Genomic DNA, 18,964 nt, shown 5'->3' with positions numbered 1-18,964 from the left:
CAAGCCACGAAAGGGTGAGATATGTCTGAAACAAACCAAGGCACCCCGGAATTTGAAGCCGCAGCAAGCAGGGCGGAAACCGTCGCGGAGTTTGAGGATCACCGGCGCGGCGCACTGGGGAAGTTGCAGCACCTTCTCCATGTCAATCCGTCCTTTGTGCCACTTATTGTCTTAGTCGGAGCGATGTTGGTTTTTGGGCTGCTATTGGGTTCAAAATTTTTCTCGCCCTTCGCTATGACCTTGATCCTTCAACAGGTTCAGATCGTCGGCATCGTGGCAGCAGCGCAGAGCCTTGTTATTCTGACCGCTGGCATCGATCTGAGTGTCGGTGCGATCATGGTTTTTTCTTCAGTTATCATGGGTCAGTTCACCTTCCGATATGGCATTCCTGTGCCATTAGCCGTCATGTGCGGTCTGGCTGTCGGAACGATGATCGGAGCCCTCAACGGTTGGCTTGTCAGCCGCGTTAAACTCCCCCCTTTTATTGTCACACTTGGAATGTGGCAGATCGTTCTGGCAACCAACTTCCTGTATTCCGCAAACGAGACCATTCGTAGTCAGGACATAGAGGCAAACGCCCCCTTCCTTCAGTTTTTCGGCACAAAATTTAGCATCGGTGGGGCGACTTTTACAGTTGGCGTCATATTCATGCTCGTCTTGATTTTTGTGCTGGCCTATGCACTCAAACACACAGCTTGGGGCCGTCATGTCTATGCGGTGGGCGACGATCCAGAAGCGGCCGAACTGTCCGGTGTCAACGTCCACAAGACCTTGATGTCAGTTTATATGCTCTCCGGGCTGATCTGCGCCTTCGCCGGCTGGGCTCTGATCGGCCGCATCGGCTCAGTCTCTCCAACTTCTGGCCAACTGGCCAACATCGAAAGTATCACCGCGGTTGTGATCGGTGGCATCTCACTGTTCGGCGGGCGGGGATCCATTCTGGGATCGTTGTTCGGAGCACTGATCGTTGGCGTGTTTACTCTTGGGCTGAGGCTCTTGGGCGCAGATGCGCAGTGGACCTTCCTGCTCATCGGTCTCCTCATCATCGCAGCGGTCGCAGTCGACCAGTGGATTAGAAAGGTTTCGGGCTAATGTCAGACACAACACCAATCGTCCAAGGCCGCGGAATCGTGAAGCGCTATGGCCACGTCACCGCCATCGACCATTCCGATTTTGAATTGCGTCAGGGAGAAATCCTTGCGGTCATTGGGGACAACGGCGCCGGAAAATCATCCATCGTCAAAGCGATCTGCGGAGCCACGATCCCGGATGAGGGCGAAATCCTCATCGAAGGCAAGAAGGTTAACTTTACCTCTCCGATCGACGCCCGGAACATGGGGATCGAGATCGTCTATCAACAACTTGCCATGTCGCCCGCTCTGTCAATCGCGGACAATATGTTCATGGGTCGTGAGATCCGCAAACAGGGCTTCATGGGGCAATATCTGCGTCAACTTGACCGACCCGCCATGGAAAAGTTCGCCCGTGAAAAACTGACCGAGCTTGGCCTCATGACCGTTCAGTCGATCAATCAAGCGGTTGAGACACTGTCGGGCGGTCAGCGCCAAGGTGTTGCCGTTGCGCGCGCCGCAGCTTTTGCGACCAAGTTCATCATCATGGACGAACCAACGGCTGCACTGGGGGTGAAAGAGAGTCGCAAAGTTCTCGAACTCATCCAGGACGTGCGCGCGCGTGGCATTCCGATCATACTTATCAGCCACAACATGCCGCATGTCTTCGAAGTCGCCGATCGCATCCATGTGCACCGGCTGGGCAAAAGGCTCTGCACAATCGATCCCAAGGACTACACAATGTCCGATGCCGTGGCCTTCATGACTGGTGCCAAAGAGCCCCCGAAAGAGGACGCCGCGTGATCGGGCAGGACATAATGCGCGTTTGCGACCTGATCTCGTCCCGGAGGCAAGTTGGGGTTCGGACGATTGTCGCAATCGCCGGCCCCCCTGCATCCGGTAAGTCGACGCTGGCAGATAACGTTGTGCAATCACTGAACGCACATCAGAGTTCTGCGGTTCCGTTAGCCACGCTGGTACCCATGGACGGCTATCATCTGGACAATCGGGTACTTGAGACGCGTAGTTTGTTGGAAAAAAAAGGGACACCAGAAACCTTCGACGGAGTTGGGTTTTGCAAGGCAATCAGAGGACTGCAGTCGGCCCGACATGAGTCCTTTCACCCCAAATTCGACCGCCAAATGGATCTGGCCATTGCAGGCGCGATTGCTGTTCACCCAGAAACTCCGACTATCGTCGTTGAGGGAAACTACCTTCTGATGGATAGCGACCCGTGGAGAACATTGGCAGATGTCTATGCCGCAACAGTATTTGTCAGCCCAACTTTAGAGGAGCTTAAAAGCAGGCTGCAACGCCGCTGGATTATGCATGGCTTTGACCCAAAATCCGCGCTGCAACGCGCCACAACGAATGATCTGCCCAATGCTGAACTTGTCATCAGAGAGAGCAGGAAGGCCGATCTGACATTAAACCAGAATTACACCGAATTCGGTATGCGTTACGCGTTTTGATCCGGCTCAACCGACGCAGAAGCGATCCGTTGATACTAACTCGTCCTGGCGTTTTTCAGTGCAATTAACATCATCCCATACACGATGAGGGAAGCTTATGAAGTTCTTCGTGGACACCGCAGAAGTAAACGACATCAAAGACCTGATAGACTTTGGACTGCTGGACGGTGTTACCACGAATCCAAGCCTGGTCGCCAAGTCTGGCCGCGATTTCAAAGAAGTCATTGCTGAAATTTGCACTCTGACAGATACGCCCGTATCGGCAGAAGTCGCAGCTTTAGATGCCGCAGGAATGATTGCGGAGGGAGAGTACCTCTCGGCGATCGCAGACAACGTGGTTATCAAACTGCCGCTGACCTTGGATGGCCTGAGAGCCAGTGCTCATTTCAAGAGGCAGGGTATTAGAACAAACGTCACGCTTTGCTTCACACCCAATCAGGCTCTTTTGGCGGCAAAGGCGGGCGCGACCTATGTATCACCTTTCGTTGGCAGATTGGATGACATCAATCTAGACGGAGCCGATCTCATCCGTGATATCCGAAGCATCTTCGACACCTATTGTTTTGAAACTGAAATCATTGCAGCATCCATCAGAAGCCCCAATCATATTACAGAGGCGGCCTTGGCCGGATCAGACATAGCCACGATCCCCCCGTCCGTTATCCGCAAATTAGTCAGGCATCCGCTAACCGACACCGGCATTGAGCAGTTTCTCAATGATTGGAAGTCGACCGGGCAATCGATTCTGTAATGGAGGGTCATTTTGCCTGAGACAGAAGGCACCGAACACTGAACGGCTGTGTGTCGGGGAATTAAAACCTCAATTACAGGTTACCTTAAGTGATTAGAAAGTCGAGTTGTTCGGAAAATTGCCGGCACTACGCTTCAGTGGTGGCATAAACACAACGGCAACGATCTAAATCTTCAACGTCCGCTTTCTGAAGTGACGGGAGATTTTGGTGCGGCCGCAGCAAAGGTCCACTTCCCGTGCTTTGCGTCATCTAAAGCATAGCTACGCTGGTGATTACACATAGAAGATGAGATGGCACGGGTGTCTCGCTATTCGACCGTGCCAAACAATTTGTGGCAAGTTTAGAGAGCCAAATATCCTGTGTCACACTTTTGAGACTACTCCCCGAGAATTAGGAGGCCAATATGGTTAGTTCATCCAGGCGAGAATTCTTTAAAGCAGCCGCAGCAACGGGTCTCGGGGGAACTGCTGCGATGCAAGTTTCAGCCGCAGAGTTTCCATCGGGCCCATTTTGGAACAATGTTCCTGATCCAGAACTTTCCAAGCAAGAGCTTCCAAACTTCAAGTTTGAACTGGAAAAATCCAAAGGGCGTGAAGACGGTGGCAGTTTCGGAAAAGAAGCCACCGTGCGCCAACTTCCGGTTTCAACGGGAATCGCCGGTGTCTCAATGAAACTGGAACCCGGTGTCGCCCGTGAATTGCACTGGCACGCCACTGCTGCGGAATGGGCATTTGTCATGGAGGGGCGATGCCGAACAACAGTCATCAACCCGGCTGGAAAATCCGAAACGAACGATTTTGAACCAGGTGACGTATGGTATTTCCCGCGTGGTTACGGGCATTCCATACAGTGTCTGGGCAACCAGCCCTGCCACTTCATTCTGATATTCGACAATGGGTATTTCTCTGAATTCGGTACATTCAGCATCACGGACTGGATTGGCCACGCGCCGAAAGACCTGTTGTCAAAATCCCTTGGCTTGCCCGCAGCAGCGTTTGACTCTTTTCCCAAGAACGAAGTTTATTTCGTTCACGGCGACCCGCCGCCGGAAGAACCTGCTTTGCCTCATCAGGGGCATCTGGCAACACCTCGGAATACGCATAAATACAGGCTGCTCGACCAGGAGCCGGATTCTTCTTTCGCAGGCGGTCGAGAATGGCTGGTCAGCCAATCGGAATTTCCCATCTCAACCACGGTAACGGGCGTGGTTTTGGAACTTGAGCCCAAGGGGATGAGGGAGTTCCACTGGCACCCGAACGCGGATGAATGGCAATACGTAATGAGCGGTAGCATCGGAATTACCATATTTGGTGCAAACGGCCGCTTCGCCACAGAATCTCTAAACAAGGGGGATGTGGGATATATTCCTCAGGGCTATGGGCATTCGATTGAAAATGCTGGTGAGGAAAAAGCCCGAATACTGATCGCGTTTAACACCGGTGAGTATCAGGCAATCGACCTTTCAGAATGGATTGCAGGTAATCCCAACTACCTGCTTGCCGCGCATTTTGATCAGAAACTGGATGTTGTCGAAAAACTCCCGAAGCAGGACGTCTTCATCGCTCCAAGGTAGGTACAAGGCAAACGTACAATGGCGGCATACTAAGACTTGAACTTGCCAATGATCAGCGCCGCGACGATCAGAATAAGCGCAAGGATGTCATTCGCCTGTAGTCGCTCTCCAAGAAACGCAATGCCGATGAAAACGCCTACCAGCGTGATCAGATAACCGGAAAGGGCAGTAAAGGTCGGGCCGGTTCGACCAACCATATAGATGAACAGAACATAGGCTATGCCGCCACAAAAGACGCCTAGGCCTGCCAGCGCTGTTACGCTTTGCCACGACGGGTCCGGCTTCCACGCGGAACTGAGGATCAACGTCAAAACCACCAGTACTGCGGACGCGATCATAAAGACGTTTCGCATCGCAAGAACAGGTGGCACGTTTGACAGATGTTTCATCATGATCAGGCTTGCCGAGAAACTCAGTGCGCCGCCCAGGATCGCCAGTTCGCCGATTATGTCCGCCAGCCAGCTCCCTTTGATACTTGGAACGATCAGAACCAGAATCCCTACAAAGCCGACAGCGACACTCAGCGCTGCGATCAAACTCCAATGCTCGTCTTTCACGAAAAACGGGGCCAGTATCAGGGTAAAGATTGGCACTGTGGCAAGGAGGATGGCAGCAATACTGCTGTCGACGTGTTGCTGCCCCCAGGGGATCAGAAAGCACGGCAAGATTGCTTCAGCTACCGCGATTGCACAGTAAAGCGACCAAGGCTGTCTGCCGACTTTTATCGAAGATCCCGCTGAACGTCCGTACATCACAGCGGCGATGATCGTCAGGGTGACAAATCCGATCAGCACCCGCCCGGTCGCCACGACCAACGGCGAAAAACTCTGAATGGCCAGTTCGTTCAGAACAAACTGAGACCCCCAAATCAGGCTGATCCCGACTAATAACAGATAGTCGAGGGCAACAGGCCTGTTCATGACGAATGCGCTTTTTCGAACACGTGATTCACCACAAGAACATCAAGTCAACCAATCCTACCACAAGCAGGGAGACCGTGCGCCCGGGTATTAACATGCGTGAATACAGTGTATTTTCTGGATAGAAATGGGAGGCACCAGATGTACGAAGATCTATTACCTCACACATTGCCGACTGAGGCCGAGCGGCTTGATCGCATGTCACATGCGCACGACCCCGATACCTTTGCAACAATTGAAAGACTGACCCTTCCAGAGAATGCGCATTGTCTGGATATAGGTGCCGGGCGCGGAAGCGTCGCGATCTGGCTGGCCGAGACATTGCCCCACGCAAAAGTCATCGCCAGCGATCTGGACGTGTCGTCCGTGAAAGAAAACACCTTACCCAACATAGCCCTAGAGGAGATCGATCTGCGAGCCGATGAGCTTGGTTCAGAATTGTATGATCTGGTTCACTGTCGCGCGGTGTTGTGCTTTTTACCGACCCGAACAGAGGTTTTGTCAGCGATCCTGAAGTCGCTCAAACCCGGCGGCGCATTTGTTGTTACTGAAATGGACTTCAGGCGAGTTGCTTCCGGTCCGAGCCGTTTTTGGGCTACGTTCTGGACCGCGTATCTCGAATTCACCGCATCTCAAGGGTGGAATTTAGAATTTGGTGCAACGTTGCCGGGCTTTCTTGCCAATACGGGCTTTACGGAAATTGATGCACGGCACATCCAGCCCATTTTAAATCTCTCCGGAAATACCGCAGGAGCGGCTGAAGCGCAGACCTGGTCACTAACATTGGCAACATTGGCGCCTAAATTGATCGGTGGCGGTTTTATGACCGAAGGCATGCTGACCGAAGCACTTTCGATCATCCGTAACCCCGAAGCTTGGACGGCCGGACCAGGCTTCATGGTCACCAGTGCGCGGCGACCGATGACCTAACCCGAGGGGCAACTTATCCTCAGTAAAAAACACTTGTGGATGTCTGCTATTTTGAAGCAAGCGCCATCCGTGCAATATGCAGAATGTGGTACTTAGGGCTCAAGGCGGCCATCAGAGCCAGTGCAGCATTGCCCCCTGCCCCACATCACACAGGCCTTACGTACGGCCCAATGCGGTCACTCAGTGAGGTGCATAGTTGCTGCGCGCGCAGCCCGCTTTGCTGACTTTCACTGCACGTGCGAATTATGAAAGCACCGAACTCACAGATCACGGACAAATCCTAGTTATGGTTTCCGATTGCAAGCTCAGCCAGCTATGAACCTGGCGGTTTGACCTTTCCAATCCAGAGTGAGTTGCGTTTGGGTCAAGATCGCCGCAGTACGGCCATCGGGTCGGGTAATCGTGGTCTGCCAAACCATTGTTTTTCGACCGCGATGCAGGGGAATACAGGTCAAAGTGATCTCGTCGCCAATTCGCACAGATCGGATGAAGTTAGTCTTGCTCTCCAGGGTTGTTGTACTGGCATCTTTGTCAAGGTTCACTGCCGCAGCTACTCCTCCTATGGAGTCTGCCGCCCCCATGATCGCACCACCATGCATCACCCCGTTTCGGTTGCCCATGTCTTCTCGGACGAGCAGTTTCGCCACCACCTCCTCCACTGAAACGGACACCAGTTCGAGACCCAGAGATTGGGAGTAAGGTGGTAACCAGTGCTGGATGTTTTTGTTAGGCATGTACGATTTTACTCATGGACGAATACATCTGTGTTCCTTGGTGTCCGAACTAGGGTACTCACCACCATTTTACCTGCGGGCGGAATACACTTATTCTTGTGGTGTACTCAAAATCGGATTGTAGGAGAAGTTACCGTGTCCGTCCCGCAGATTGTAACTGTCGTTGGCTATATGACGATCCTAGAATCACATGCAGCGGCATTTAGAGAAAATTGTTCCAAAATGATTGAACTGCGTAGGCTAGAACCCGGCCATTTGGCGTCAGCCTACAGTTTCGGTGCCGGTGGAAAAGTTGTATCCCGCGAAGACTATGACAACGCCGATGCAGTGATCCGCCATATGGAATTGGGCAACCACATCTTTGAGCTCACGCAACAGCTGGTCGAGATCACCGGGGTCGAATTACATGGCCCTCAAGCTGAGCTTGAAAAGCTGGGCGATCTGTTCAATGGGATGTCTCCCGCAATCTTTGACACCGAGTTTGGATTTCGCCGGTAGTTAGACGTGTATGACGGATTGAACGGAAACTGATAAGGTGGGCCCAGCCCGGTGATCAGGGCATCTGTTTGCAATAGGTGGAGACAGGTCGAATGATGGGAAGACGACGCTTTTTGACTCGTGTGATCCCGACCACGTTCTGGGCAAACATCGTAATGCGTAGCCTTTCCATAAACGCGGAGGCAAAGACCGTCGAAAACACAAGCTACAAGGTACTCACGGCAGCCGAAGTAGAGACTCTGGCAGCCTGGTGCGCGGCGATCGTGTCCGGCGCAGACCAGGCCGGGGTCGCTAGGTTTGTCGACGAAAACCTCGCAGGAGATCAGGGCGCGTCCTTGTTACTTCTCAGATACCTTGATGCCAGCGACATGGCAGGATTTTACCGCAATGGGATCTTGGGCATTGAAAAAGAATGCCTGCACCGGTTTGGTTTGTCCTTTGCACGGGCGGATGCCGGTAACCGACTGGAATTGGTTGAGGCTGCGATAGCCTCGAAGATGCAAGTCTGGACCGATCCAGATCCGAATTTCTTTTATTTCATTTCACGCAGCGACGCGGTGGATGTTGTTTATGGCACGCAGGCGGGATTTGCGGATCTGAATATTCCTTATCTCGCGCATATTCCGCCACCCCGGCCTTGGTAGCAATTCTGCTAACCTAGGAGAAACCCAAAACACAGAGAACCAATGACCAGAATCTCACATGATAAGGTCGAAGTCGTGATCATCGGCTCTGGCATCGCCGGCAGCACGATGGCGGCGGAGCTGGGTGAGGCGGGGTTCACCGTGCTGGTCCTGGAAGCCGGGCCGGAGCGCCAGCTTTCGGATATGATCAGCTCGCAGATCTGGTCCCGGCGGCTCAGATGGGCAGGGCCGGAGGTCCGGGAGTCAGGCGATCTTGTGGGGGCCGCAAACTTCGCCATGGGTTGGGGGACCGGCGGGGCCGGTTTGCATTGGTACGCAAATTGGTACCGGCTGCATCCGGACGACTTTCACGTCAAATCCTTGTACGGGCGCAGTCTGGACTGGCCCATTGATTATGAAGACCTGCGGCCATGGTATGACCGTGCGCAGTCTTATTTTGGCGTTTCTGGCGATGAAGATACTAATGCGCCGCCCGGCGAGGCCTATCCCATGCCTGCCATTTCAATCTCCAAACAGTCACAGGCCATCAAGCCCGGGTTTGAAGCCGAAGGGCTGAAACTCACGACAAACACATTGGCAGTAAACTCCGTTCCCTATGATGGCCGGTCAGGATGCCTGCTTGACGGCTGGTGCGACGCGGGCTGCCCAATCGGGGCGTTGGCAAATCCACTAGTCCTGCAATGGCCACGGGCCCGAAAAGCTGGGGTTGATCTACGCCACAACGCCTATGTTGCACGAATTGAAACTGACCCTGCGGGATCTAAGGCAACCGCAGTCTTATATGTCGATGAGCAGGGTCGGGAAAACCTGCAACCCGCAGGCATTATCATCTCGGCGTGTCACACGATCTGGAATGCACGGCTGCTGCTGTTGTCGTCCAGCGACAAACATCCCGATGGGCTGGGCAATGGCAGCGGGGCATTGGGGCGCTATTTCACGTCCCATGCCCTCACGACCATCCACGGGCTTTTCTCGCAGGAAACGGAACCGCATTCGGGTGTGTCCGGTGCAAATACGCTCTGCCTGGATGGCTATGAGGACAAGCAACCGGCAAAGGGTTCCTTTGGCAGCCGCGCCTGGCTTGTCGGGCAGGCTGCAAAACCCAACGATCTGTTGGGAACTGCTCTGGCCAAACCCGAATTGTACGGCGAGGCTCTGGACGCATATTTGCGTCAAGCCAGTTTGCACTATGGTAATATGACAGTGTTGTGCGAGGAAGATAGTATTGCGGAAAACCGTGTCACGCTCGATGCATCAAAAAAAGATCGATATGGGTTACCGCAAGCCCATGTGCAAAACTCTCTTTCACAGGCAAATGCCTCCAGATCAGATTTGGCCAGGGCCGAGGGTCTCCGTATCTTCAATGCGGCGGGGGTTACTGATGCCTGGGCTGGCCCGCGAAATCCTATGCATATGATGGGCGGAACAATCATGGGCGACGATGCATCGGCATCGGTCACGAATTCATATGGGCAGGTGCATGAGATCGACAATCTGTTTGTCGCCGGCGCAAGCCTGTTTCCAACGCCCGGCGCCATCAACCCGACGGCTACGCTGGCTGCGTTGGTGTTTCGCACGGCAGATTATATTCGCACCCATCGATCAGAGTTACTGCCCTAAAGAGCGCTGCGCGGGAGTTGTGCCCGCCCCATTCCATCGAATGCGCCGAGCAGTTCTTCGAACCAACGGTGCAGAGCACTCTCTGGTGGCCAGAATGTCGTCAGACTGACAACCCGGGGCCACTGGAATGTACCGAACAATATATAGTCCGAATAATCTGGTGCTACGCCGCCCAGGAACGGCGTTTCGGCGAGAGTTACCTCAAGCGGGATCAGTGCTTGTTTGATCGCGTGACGTGCGGATTCAGGGTCAGCTCCGATTTCTTCGACGGTCTGGCCGAATTTGCGCAGGGTTCGTTCACGATAGTAATCCTTGTCGCACTTCGCCGTCAGGGGAAATTGCTCCGCTATGACAGCACGAAAGATCAGAGGGTGCAGCGTGTTGTCTGCCCAGTGATTGACGAATAGCGACTTTGCCTTGTCGGATGGGCTGGCAAACAGTGGATGGCCCGGATAGGTGTCATCCAGATAAGACGCAATGCACCAACTGTCCCGGACCCACTGATTGCCATCCACCAGAACCGGCGCCGTCACACCCCCGGATCTTGCGATCCGTTGCTTTTCGGTTATGTGCCATGGCTCTGAGTCAAAACTTAGTTGTTTATGCGCCAGCGACATGCGACTGCGCCAGCAGTACGGACTCAAATGGGCTTTTGGATTTTCACCAACAACTTCAAAGAGCCTGCGCTTGTTCTCGTGCAATATCATGTTGGGGCCCATTCTGTCTCACGGCAGTCTATCACATTGCCAGAAACGACTGAGGCTGCTTTTGCGTTATGTTCGCGCAAGGGAGTCCTGGTTAATGGCTGTCCGCAACCGCAGTTGAGCAGCCGCCACGCCATCATTCGGCTCTGAGCCGACATTAGCTTTGCCCACTGGTGCCGCGGCGCACACTGTCGAAGCGGCCATTCACTGAAACTGCGGTATCAAGGCTTGCACGAACTTTAGCATTGTGACTCTGCGACTACCTATTGACCTAATGAATCAGCCGCCAATCTGAGTCATCGTAGCTTGAACCGCATGATACCTTTGTGCGTTGGGAGGATGTGTGCCCAGAAAACGATCACCAGGATCAGGAACTCGCGCGAAGTACAGCGCACCTTTGAGTGGATCATAGCCCGCTTTATGGGCTATTACCGTGCCTAGTTGATCAGCTTCCAATTCAAAGCTCTTTGAATAGCTGCGCCCGCCGACAAACGCTCCAAGATCTTGTGCAGCGGCAATATCATTCGGCCCGGTCCCGGCAATTGTTGCCAGACCAGCCAAAATTACTGCACCAGCCGCCGCATTTTGAGCGCGACGCGCCAAATGCCCTTGAATGTGGTGAGCGGCTTCATGCGCCATTACAAATGCAAGTTCATCGGTATTGTTCACACTTCGTGTCAGCGCTTGGGTCATTGTGATCACCGGGCGCCCCGACTTACTTAAGCTCTGATATGCGTTTGAGGGTGCTTTTTTGTTTGGATCAATGCGGATCAAGAAATCGCAATTCACTCCCCGAGTACGGCGGCGGCATTCTCGCTCTGCCACGGGTTCTATCCGTGCGGCGACCTGCCGAAACCTTACTTGTGCCTGCTGTGAACTGACGGGGGCGCTTGCGCGACCGGGGTTTGGGATAGGTGCAGATGGAGGAGGGTTGGTTGATACGCATCCCGCCAACATCAAAATAGATATTGCCAATACAGCTCGCTTCATAAAAGCATCTTTCTAGCAATTCAAAACACAGAAAAAGAGGCCATAGTCTTCGATAAGCCAACATCCAAATCCGATAATAGAGCTTGTGTGAATTGTTATTCAATAACAGCGGAGATTGTCTGTAGTCGCAGGCCGATTCAGCTGTCGCCAGAATGGTGAGCGCCGTAAATGGCGTTGAAACGAACAGCCAACTAGCCCACGGCCTCCTCGCTAACGACCTAAACCTTGTTGATCGACACATAAACAGCCGCCATTCCCGCGGCACCACGGCTTGAAACCTATCTGTTTTGCGGCGTTTTTCGGAGAGATCGAATGATCTCAGACTAAGAAAAACAACTACTCCTATAAGGTTAACTCAATTGGCAACACTAAGCGCTATTGAATATCAGGTTTGTGTCGTAACGCTTTTGGGATGCAGTTTAAATCCGGAAAATCAACGTCTGGGAAACTTGGACCAGTCAGATGGGGCTGCTCAACAGTATCTCCTACCGCCGATATCAAGCTGACTTAGTGTTGATCCTCCCCCTCTGAAGTGGTCCGCCGCTATGGTAAAGAAAATGGAGGAACCACATGGCGAACAAGCGACCGAAGCCGGAAGAGATTGTCTCACCAATCAGGTGGTCCGACAAGAATTTTTGGAGTACGTAAATAATGGAACCGAATTATTGAGACTCGCCTCCCATTGAATTCAACACCTTAAGAATTTTGCGCTTTTTGAATGTTTCGACAGCGACTTGTCGGCCGCAGCCTCGGGTCATATTGCGTACCTCGCTTGCGACAGCCGCAGCTGCCGCATCACCGGTTTCGATGCCCTTGAGAAGCTTCTGGATCAGGTCCACTTTCGAAGCCACAGAAACAATTTACACATTCTTACGCGAAAAATAAAAAAGAGTTGCCATCTTCGGTATCAGCCAATCGAAACGAAGTCACTGATTACAAGCTGGGACTGAGGTTCAATGTGATCAAGTGACAACTCTGTTGATGCTGCAGCGCGGCTTCGCCAGCGCGAACACTGGATAATCTAATTAACGATGTCGCGGATGTTCAGGTAGTTGGGTCACCAGCTCTCTCGTTAACGATCTCAAGTATGCGGTTTCGTTGGATTTTCCCAGATGGCCCTTTTGGCAGTTCCAGCAGAAAATGAACGCGATCGGGCGATTTGAACCGGCCGACCTGCGCTTCGCAAATTTTCGATAGATCCATAGAGGTCACTTGAGACCCCTCGCGAATTGCAACAGCGGCTTCTACGGTTTCACCATAGCTGGCGCAGGGGCGTGCGAAAGCTGCCGCTTCGACAACGTCTGGGTGGGAATAAAGCGCTTCATCGATCTCACGCGGCGCGATGTTCTCACCGCCTTTGATGATCAACTCTTTCAAGCGTCCTGTTACAAAAACATATCCGTCCTTGTCCATGCGCGCGAGGTCGCCGGTGCGCAACCAGCCATCAACCGTAAACGTTCCCGACGTCGCGCGGGAGTCCTTGAGGTATTCCAGCATCACATTGGGACCACGAATGACCAATTCGCCTTCGGTTCCGCGCGGCACAGGTTGAAGACTGGCGTCCAGGATTGCCGCTTCGTTTCCAAAGGCAACCCCGGGCGACCCGATCTTACGAACACCCGGAGGCAGCGGGTTCGACAGAATCTGCGCCGCCGTCTCAGTCAGGCCCATCGTTTCTATGATCGGAATTTCGAAGCGGTTTTCAAAACTGCGCTGAACGTCCGGCGCCAATGCTGAAGATGCGGATCGTCCGAAGCGTACGCGCTGTCGGGTATTGGCATCCGGACTGGTGTCCGAGTGCAGCAGATGAGAAATGATGGTTGGTACCACCGAGAACCAAGTTGCGCCGACCTTGCCAAGATTGTCCCAGAATCTGCTGGCCGAAAACTTTTCGCACATGGCCAGCGAACCGCCCGATACCAATGTTCCCATGACCGTCACGCACAGCCCGTTTATGTGGTAGATCGGTAAGACGCAAAACCCACGGTCAGCGTCAGTCAATTGGTGCGCGACCGCAGTTGTCCAACCGCCCGCCAACAAGCTGGCGTGAGTGTGAACCACACCCTTAGGACGCCCGGTCGTCCCCGAAGTGTACATCAACAGCGCATGACTGCTTGATGAGATGCCATGCAGGTTGCTGCCGGTGTCTTTGGCGTTTGATACATGCAGCGCTGTAATTGCTGCCTGATCGGCTGTTCGGGCAAACAGGTCCGTTTGGTCGGAATGCACGAACCCATAACGTGCATCGCTGTGCTCCAGAGCATAGGTAACGGCGCTGTCTCCGGCGACGAGGTTGATCATCGTTGCCCGAAATCCGCCATAGAGAACGCCGAACAGAACCTCCAACGCTTCGCGACAATTTGGGTAGAGGATGGCGACACTTTCGCCTTTCTCCACGCCGAGATCGGTCAACATGACGGCAACACGACGCGCGGTTTCGCGCAACTCGCTCCAAGTCAGGTCCGCCGCGCCGTCCGGGAAGACGAAGCCGGTCCCACCTTGGATCGCACGGTAGTCCAGCCAATCACGGATGGTGCCTTCGGGCGGGTTGGTCATTGTCCGACCTCCGACCAGTAGGCGCCGAAAATCTCATCAAGCCCGGGTTCGCGCGGCGGCGTCTCACGCACAATTTTCGTGGTCTGGACGAAGTGACGCCAGTGCAGATTGGTGTCGATTGAGTTCTCGCCCCAGCTGCCGCAGCCCATCGACAGCGAAAAAGGCATCCCGTTGGTAAAGCTGCCGCCAGTGGCAAAGGTATGTGCTTGATTAACGATCACCCGGCAGGTGGGCAGATCACGCCCCATACCGATGGCACGCGCATCGTCATTCGTATGAATGCCAACCGAATGCCCCGCCCCTTGATGCGCCAGAATTCGGGTTGCAATTTCCCTAGCGTCGTCGAAATCCGCTGCGCGATAGAGTGCCAGAACCCGGCTGAGTTTTTCGCCCGACAAAGGATGATCCGCGCCGATACCGTCGGTCTCAACCGCAAGAAACTTGGTTCCTTCAGGGACTTTGCCTGCCATCCCCAAGGCGTCTAGCATCTTGTCGGCGTCCTGCGCGATAACGGACCGGTTGAGGTGACCGTCAGGCCAGAGCCGCGCGATGATACCGTCTGTTTCCGAAGACGGTACCAGAACGCCGCCTTCGGTCGCCATCGCGGCGACGAAGGCGTCATAAACCGCATCCACCACGACCAAAGCATTCTCGGAAGAGCAGGACGTTGCATTGTCGAAACATTTAGACGCCGCGATCTTGGCTGCGGCATCTTGCAGGTCGGCGGTTTCGTCGACAATCACAGTTACGTTGCCAGCGCCAACCGCCACTGCAGGCGTGCCGCAGGACTGCGCGCGCTGGACGTTGTTTTGACTGCCAGTGCAGATCACCCGATCAACGGTCTCCATCAGCCGCTGGGTTTTAGCCTTTGACCCAGGCGCTGCGATCATCTGGACCAGATCACAATCCAGCCCCAGTTTGTCAAACTCAGCGTGGATGTAACCCACCAGCAGCTCACAAGAGGCCACGCCCTTGGGCGACGGTGCCACCACGATGGAATTGCCACCCTTGAGAGCATTGATGATGTTGTTCGCGGGTGTGGCGGCAGGGTTGGTCGAAGGGACGACCGCGCCAATGACCCCGATCGGCCGGGCAATCTCGGTAATTCCGGTGGCCGGATCATCGCTGATAATGCCCTGGGTTTTAACGCTCGCGATATCCCGCAACAGGCCAAGTGTCTTGCGGTGGTTCTTTGTGATCTTGTCGGGCACATTGCCCAGTCCGGTGGTTTCGACGGCTACCTCGGCAAGCGCCCGATTGCGCGTCGGTTCCATGATGGCCCAGCCCGCCGCCAGTGCCGCTTTGTCGTAAAGCGACTGGCTAGCACCGGCTTCAAAAGCCGCCTGAGCTTTTCGCGCGCGTGCGACAATACGATCTATTTCAGCAATTTCGGGGGAAATCCCGTCCTGAGCGTTCATCTCGGTCCTCGAATGGTTGTTCGGGGCGGACCCGTTCCGCCCCGCTATGATCGCCGGATCAGAGGCCGGCCAGCAATTCGTTCAGTGTCTGTTGGCGTTGAGCCCACATTTGGATCACTTCGTCCCGTGTCATGATGTGCATTGGCGAACCGCCTGCCTCCATCTTTTTGGCGACGCGGGAATTGGCGAACATCTCGGGCACGGTGGCAGCCAGTTTCTCGATAACCTCCGGCGGAGTTCCTTTGGGCACCATCACACCCCGGAAGTTGACCGACGAATTGTCGACCTCGAGCCCCTGTTCCATCATCGTCGGAACATCCGGCAGGAAGGCGTTGCGTTCCAGATCGGCGACGCCCAGGATTTTGACGTTACCCGCCTCTTGGGCGCGGAACGCGTCAGACAGGTTGTTGATGCCGCCCATGACTTCGCCCGCGATCACCGCTTTCATTGCTGCGGCCCCGCCACCTTTGGTCGGGATATAGGCCATTTTGGTCCCGGCGGCCTTGTCGAGTTGCAGTGCAGCAATGTGGTGGCCTACAAACAATCCTGCACCCGAAACGGTCAGTTTGCCGGGGTTTTCCTTCGCAAAGGCGACAACATCCTGCATTGAATTGAATTCACTGTCCGCACCAACCACGAACACAGCAGGATCGGCCCCCCAATTGGCGATGGGCTCAAAGCTGTCGGTCGAGTATTCGACGCCGCCCTTGATCGATTGGGCGATGAAGTGGGGAACGTTGTAGGCGGCCAAAGTATAACCGTCCGGGTCGGCCTGCGTGGCAAACCAGTTCCAGCCAACGCGACCACCTGCGCCGGGTTTGTTGATGATGGCAATGGGCATTCCCAGCGCATCCTCGTTCCCGGCCGTCATTGTGACGATCCGCGCCTGAAAGTCGGTTGCACCTCCGGCCCCATAGCTGACCATCATCATCAGTGGTCGTTCCGGGTATTCCTCGGCCATTGCCTGGCCTGTCAGGCCAGCCAGAACCAGTGCGGCCCCTGCGATCAATCGTTTCATTTTGCGTTTCCTCCCTGATTTGGTTCACCCGCAAATTGGTGCGGTCAGAACAGAATTTCCCTTGGGGTGTAGACGTTCAGAAGCATGGCGAAGAGCCCGTACATCACCGTCACAAACACCACTGTGATGACCCCGCGTTTGATCCAGCTTTTTGCTTCGGCATGAGGCGCGGGATCGTAGATCGACAGCAGGACAAAAAAGGCGATGGTCGTAGCGGTGTAGAACCCAAGCGTTTTTGCCGCCCAGAACACGTAGATCAGCGTGATGATCAGGCCGGGCAGCATGTTGATGAACATGGCGCGCGTCACGCCGTTTCCGACCTTGGACAAGCCCATCAGGGCTTTGCCAAATGTCCAGCCGGCCAGAACCACGAAAACAGACGCGATAAGGCGCGGGAACAGAAAGGCTTCGGCCGGTTGCTGGGTATAGCTGACCCACGTCACCCAGAGACCAACTGCAAAAACCAGACCCGACCCGAATATGTGCTGCGAGCGGTTCATGCCTGCGCCTCCTCTTTGGTGGTGTAGCGACGGCTGCGCAGCTCCATCCAGACCGAATAGGCGATCGAGGCCAGCACAATGACGATCAGCAACAGGTTCAAACCGCCGGTCAGGAAATACGAAGCCTTGCCAACGGTGGCGTCGGCGATCATTCCGCCCTGAATGAAGTTGGCCTCGGCGATGGGTCCAAGGATCAGCCCCAGCACCAGGGGTGCGGCAGAGAATCCGAAACGTTCCAGAAAGAACATGCCGATGCCAAGACAGGCCATGACATAGACGTCGCCCATCGATCCCTGCACCGAATAGGCCCCAAAGACCGACAGTGCCAGCACGATGGCGGCCATGACCGATTGCGGCACCTGCGCCACGCGGGCTGCTAGCCCTGCGACATAAAGGCCAAAGATGCACATCAGTATCTGCCCGATCAGCATCGAGTTGATGAAGGTCCAGGCGACATCGGGGTGATTGTCGAACAGGTCTGAGCCGGGAAAAATACCGTGAATCAGCAAGCCGCCCAACAGAACAGCGGCGGTGGGGCTGCCGGGAATGGACAGCGTCAGCAAAGGTACCAGAGATGGGCCGACCATGGCATTGTTGGCGGATTCCGCAGCGATCACGCCTTCGGAATGACCCGTGCCGAACTTGTCTTTTTCAGCCGAGAACTTTTTGGTCTGATCATAGGCAACAAGACCCGCGATTTGTCCGCCGACACCCGGGATCAGGCCGATGATCGAGCCTGTCATCGTGCCGATACCCAGCGCGCGGGTGCGGCTGAACAACTCTCGGAATGCCGCGACGATCGAATGGCGCTGCACTTCAATGACCTCGGCCCCTGCGTTATGGCGACCCTTGGCGAACATCGTCAGCACCTGTGGGATTGCGAACAGGCCGATCAGCGCGGCAATGATGTTGATTCCACCACCCAAAGCGGGGTGAAAGATGAAACGCTGCGCCCCCATGATGTCATCAAAACCGATAGTGGCCAGCCACAAGCCGATGCAGCCTGACAGTAGCCCCTTTACCACCGACGCGGAGTCCAGAGTCCCGATCACCGTCACGCCCAGAATGGCCAGCCAGAACAAATGCGAAGGGCCGAACGCCAGAGCCCATTTGGCCAAAACGGGGGTTAGGAAGATCAAAAGCAGAACCCCGAATATTCCGCCCACCGCCGAAGCCAGAAACGAAAGCTGCAAAGCGCGCGCACCTTGGCCTTGTTTGGCCATCGTATGCCCGTCCAGTGTTGTGGCGATATTAGCAGGCGCGCCGGGGATCTTGAGGAGAATTGCGCTGACTGCCCCTCCGGCCACGGTCGATGTATAGGCGGCTCCCAGCAAGATCAGACCCTGCGCTGCCTCAAGCTGGAAGGTAAACGGGATCAACAGCGCGACAGCCATGGTCGGTGAAAGCCCGGGCGTGGCACCCAGAATCAGGCCCCCAATTGTACCGCCGAGCAGCAGCATGAATGACAGCGGGGTAAACACGTCTCCGAAGTAATAAATGAATTCCATTCAGGGCCTCCCAACCCGTCGGTTCATGTTTTTACTTTTGTTGACAAATCAGGTTAG

Annotated in this window: 18 protein-coding genes; 9 read left to right on the top strand and 9 right to left on the bottom strand. The window is 54.7% G+C overall.

The genetic code is table 11. From position 1 onward, the window contains the following. Nucleotides 1-21 precede the first annotated feature (21 nt). The 5 genes from ACR0DL_RS17935 (at nt 22) to ACR0DL_RS17915 (ending at nt 4,867) form a co-directional block, all read left to right on the top strand. Nucleotides 22-1,092 (top strand): ABC transporter permease, encoded by a 1,071-nt coding sequence (locus ACR0DL_RS17935; RefSeq protein WP_170351258.1) that lies wholly within the window; start codon nt 22-24, stop codon nt 1,090-1,092. Further along, nucleotides 1,092-1,874 (top strand): ATP-binding cassette domain-containing protein, encoded by a 783-nt coding sequence (locus ACR0DL_RS17930; RefSeq protein WP_170351257.1) that lies wholly within the window; start codon nt 1,092-1,094, stop codon nt 1,872-1,874. The genes ACR0DL_RS17935 and ACR0DL_RS17930 overlap by 1 nt, the downstream gene beginning before the upstream one ends. A gap of 179 nt (nt 1,875-2,053) precedes the next feature. Further along, nucleotides 2,054-2,542, top strand: a complete 489-nt coding sequence (locus tag ACR0DL_RS17925) for a nucleoside/nucleotide kinase family protein (RefSeq protein ID WP_480639096.1) — start codon at nt 2,054-2,056, stop codon at nt 2,540-2,542. Between the two features lie 97 nt (nt 2,543-2,639). Further along, entirely contained in the window at nt 2,640-3,293 is a 654-nt protein-coding gene (fsa, locus tag ACR0DL_RS17920; protein ID WP_480690580.1) for a fructose-6-phosphate aldolase, read from the top strand. Nucleotides 3,294-3,697: 404 nt separating this feature from the next. Continuing rightward, the gene (locus tag ACR0DL_RS17915; protein ID WP_480690578.1) at nt 3,698-4,867 is read left to right on the top strand and encodes a cupin domain-containing protein; all 1,170 of its coding nucleotides are present in this window, start codon (nt 3,698-3,700) and stop codon (nt 4,865-4,867) included. A gap of 29 nt (nt 4,868-4,896) precedes the next feature. Here the strand turns inward: ACR0DL_RS17915 and ACR0DL_RS17910 are convergent, their stop codons facing one another. Further along, nucleotides 4,897-5,787 carry a DMT family transporter gene (locus ACR0DL_RS17910; RefSeq protein ID WP_170351253.1) on the bottom strand — a complete coding sequence of 297 codons (891 nt, stop codon included), beginning with the start codon at nt 5,785-5,787 and terminating at the stop codon, nt 4,897-4,899. Between the two features lie 141 nt (nt 5,788-5,928). Here ACR0DL_RS17910 and ACR0DL_RS17905 point away from each other — a divergent pair, with 141 nt between their 5' ends. Further along, the gene (locus ACR0DL_RS17905; protein ID WP_480690576.1) at nt 5,929-6,717 is read left to right on the top strand and encodes a class I SAM-dependent methyltransferase; all 789 of its coding nucleotides are present in this window, start codon (nt 5,929-5,931) and stop codon (nt 6,715-6,717) included. 305 nt (nt 6,718-7,022) lie between these two features. Here the strand turns inward: ACR0DL_RS17905 and ACR0DL_RS17900 are convergent, their stop codons facing one another. After that, on the bottom strand, nt 7,023-7,451 hold the full coding sequence (locus ACR0DL_RS17900) for a PaaI family thioesterase (RefSeq protein ID WP_480690574.1): 429 nt from the start codon (nt 7,449-7,451) through the stop codon (nt 7,023-7,025). Between ACR0DL_RS17900 and ACR0DL_RS17895 the strand changes: the two genes are divergently transcribed. The 3 genes from ACR0DL_RS17895 to ACR0DL_RS17885 all read left to right on the top strand — a co-directional run bounded on the left by ACR0DL_RS17895 (nt 7,428) and on the right by ACR0DL_RS17885 (nt 10,213). Next, the gene (locus tag ACR0DL_RS17895; RefSeq protein WP_480690572.1) at nt 7,428-7,949 is read left to right on the top strand and encodes an antibiotic biosynthesis monooxygenase; all 522 of its coding nucleotides are present in this window, start codon (nt 7,428-7,430) and stop codon (nt 7,947-7,949) included. The genes ACR0DL_RS17900 and ACR0DL_RS17895 overlap by 24 nt on opposite strands. A gap of 92 nt (nt 7,950-8,041) precedes the next feature. Then, nucleotides 8,042-8,593: a gluconate 2-dehydrogenase subunit 3 family protein gene (locus tag ACR0DL_RS17890; RefSeq protein WP_480690570.1), complete on the top strand. Its 552-nt coding sequence runs from the start codon at nt 8,042-8,044 to the stop codon at nt 8,591-8,593. Between the two features lie 42 nt (nt 8,594-8,635). Next, a complete protein-coding gene (locus ACR0DL_RS17885) occupies nt 8,636-10,213 on the top strand; it encodes a GMC oxidoreductase (RefSeq protein ID WP_480690568.1) in 1,578 nt (525 codons plus the stop codon). Here the strand turns inward: ACR0DL_RS17885 and ACR0DL_RS17880 are convergent. The 7 genes from ACR0DL_RS17880 to ACR0DL_RS17850 all read right to left on the bottom strand — a co-directional run bounded on the left by ACR0DL_RS17880 (nt 10,210) and on the right by ACR0DL_RS17850 (nt 18,907). After that, a complete protein-coding gene (locus tag ACR0DL_RS17880) occupies nt 10,210-10,920 on the bottom strand; it encodes a glutathione S-transferase N-terminal domain-containing protein (protein ID WP_480690607.1) in 711 nt (236 codons plus the stop codon). The two genes, ACR0DL_RS17885 and ACR0DL_RS17880, sit on opposite strands and share 4 nt — an antisense overlap. Nucleotides 10,921-11,196: 276 nt before the next feature. Further along, entirely contained in the window at nt 11,197-11,874 is a 678-nt protein-coding gene (locus tag ACR0DL_RS17875) for a M48 family metalloprotease (RefSeq protein WP_480690605.1), read from the bottom strand. Between the two features lie 1,077 nt (nt 11,875-12,951). Next, entirely contained in the window at nt 12,952-14,463 is a 1,512-nt protein-coding gene (locus tag ACR0DL_RS17870; RefSeq protein WP_480690566.1) for an AMP-binding protein, read from the bottom strand. Then, the gene (gene sauS, locus ACR0DL_RS17865) at nt 14,460-15,881 is read right to left on the bottom strand and encodes an acylating sulfoacetaldehyde dehydrogenase (RefSeq protein WP_170362686.1); all 1,422 of its coding nucleotides are present in this window, start codon (nt 15,879-15,881) and stop codon (nt 14,460-14,462) included. The genes ACR0DL_RS17870 and sauS overlap by 4 nt, the downstream gene beginning before the upstream one ends. A 58-nt stretch (nt 15,882-15,939) precedes the next feature. Further along, nucleotides 15,940-16,899: a Bug family tripartite tricarboxylate transporter substrate binding protein gene (locus ACR0DL_RS17860; protein WP_480690563.1), complete on the bottom strand. Its 960-nt coding sequence runs from the start codon at nt 16,897-16,899 to the stop codon at nt 15,940-15,942. A gap of 44 nt (nt 16,900-16,943) precedes the next feature. Then, the gene (locus ACR0DL_RS17855) at nt 16,944-17,399 is read right to left on the bottom strand and encodes a tripartite tricarboxylate transporter TctB family protein (protein ID WP_170351242.1); all 456 of its coding nucleotides are present in this window, start codon (nt 17,397-17,399) and stop codon (nt 16,944-16,946) included. Continuing rightward, complete coding sequence (locus ACR0DL_RS17850) at nt 17,396-18,907, bottom strand: tripartite tricarboxylate transporter permease (RefSeq protein ID WP_170379681.1); 1,512 nt, start codon at nt 18,905-18,907, stop codon at nt 17,396-17,398. Before ACR0DL_RS17850 ends, ACR0DL_RS17855 begins: the two co-directional genes overlap by 4 nt. Nucleotides 18,908-18,964: the final 57 nt, after the last annotated feature.

Source organism: Ruegeria sp. BB5 (assembly GCF_056539405.1).
This window is presented reverse-complemented; position numbering and strand designations above follow the sequence as displayed.

Bases quoted from the DNA above. Each gene is read 5' to 3' on its own strand.
- ACR0DL_RS17935 (WP_170351258.1), top strand. From the start codon at position 22: ATGTCTGAAACAAACCAAGGCACCCCGGAATTTGAAGCCGCAGCAAGC.
- ACR0DL_RS17930 (WP_170351257.1), top strand. From the start codon at position 1,092: ATGTCAGACACAACACCAATCGTCCAAGGCCGCGGAATCGTGAAGCGC.
- ACR0DL_RS17925 (WP_480639096.1), top strand. From the start codon at position 2,054: ATGGACGGCTATCATCTGGACAATCGGGTACTTGAGACGCGTAGTTTG.
- fsa (WP_480690580.1), top strand. From the start codon at position 2,640: ATGAAGTTCTTCGTGGACACCGCAGAAGTAAACGACATCAAAGACCTG.
- ACR0DL_RS17915 (WP_480690578.1), top strand. From the start codon at position 3,698: ATGGTTAGTTCATCCAGGCGAGAATTCTTTAAAGCAGCCGCAGCAACG.
- ACR0DL_RS17910 (WP_170351253.1), bottom strand. From the start codon at position 5,787: ATGAACAGGCCTGTTGCCCTCGACTATCTGTTATTAGTCGGGATCAGC.
- ACR0DL_RS17905 (WP_480690576.1), top strand. From the start codon at position 5,929: ATGTACGAAGATCTATTACCTCACACATTGCCGACTGAGGCCGAGCGG.
- ACR0DL_RS17900 (WP_480690574.1), bottom strand. From the start codon at position 7,451: ATGCCTAACAAAAACATCCAGCACTGGTTACCACCTTACTCCCAATCT.
- ACR0DL_RS17890 (WP_480690570.1), top strand. From the start codon at position 8,042: ATGATGGGAAGACGACGCTTTTTGACTCGTGTGATCCCGACCACGTTC.
- ACR0DL_RS17885 (WP_480690568.1), top strand. From the start codon at position 8,636: ATGACCAGAATCTCACATGATAAGGTCGAAGTCGTGATCATCGGCTCT.
- ACR0DL_RS17880 (WP_480690607.1), bottom strand. From the start codon at position 10,920: ATGATATTGCACGAGAACAAGCGCAGGCTCTTTGAAGTTGTTGGTGAA.
- ACR0DL_RS17875 (WP_480690605.1), bottom strand. From the start codon at position 11,874: ATGTTGGCGGGATGCGTATCAACCAACCCTCCTCCATCTGCACCTATC.
- ACR0DL_RS17870 (WP_480690566.1), bottom strand. From the start codon at position 14,463: ATGACCAACCCGCCCGAAGGCACCATCCGTGATTGGCTGGACTACCGT.
- sauS (WP_170362686.1), bottom strand. From the start codon at position 15,881: ATGAACGCTCAGGACGGGATTTCCCCCGAAATTGCTGAAATAGATCGT.
- ACR0DL_RS17860 (WP_480690563.1), bottom strand. From the start codon at position 16,899: ATGAAACGATTGATCGCAGGGGCCGCACTGGTTCTGGCTGGCCTGACA.
- ACR0DL_RS17855 (WP_170351242.1), bottom strand. From the start codon at position 17,399: ATGAACCGCTCGCAGCACATATTCGGGTCGGGTCTGGTTTTTGCAGTT.
- ACR0DL_RS17850 (WP_170379681.1), bottom strand. From the start codon at position 18,907: ATGGAATTCATTTATTACTTCGGAGACGTGTTTACCCCGCTGTCATTC.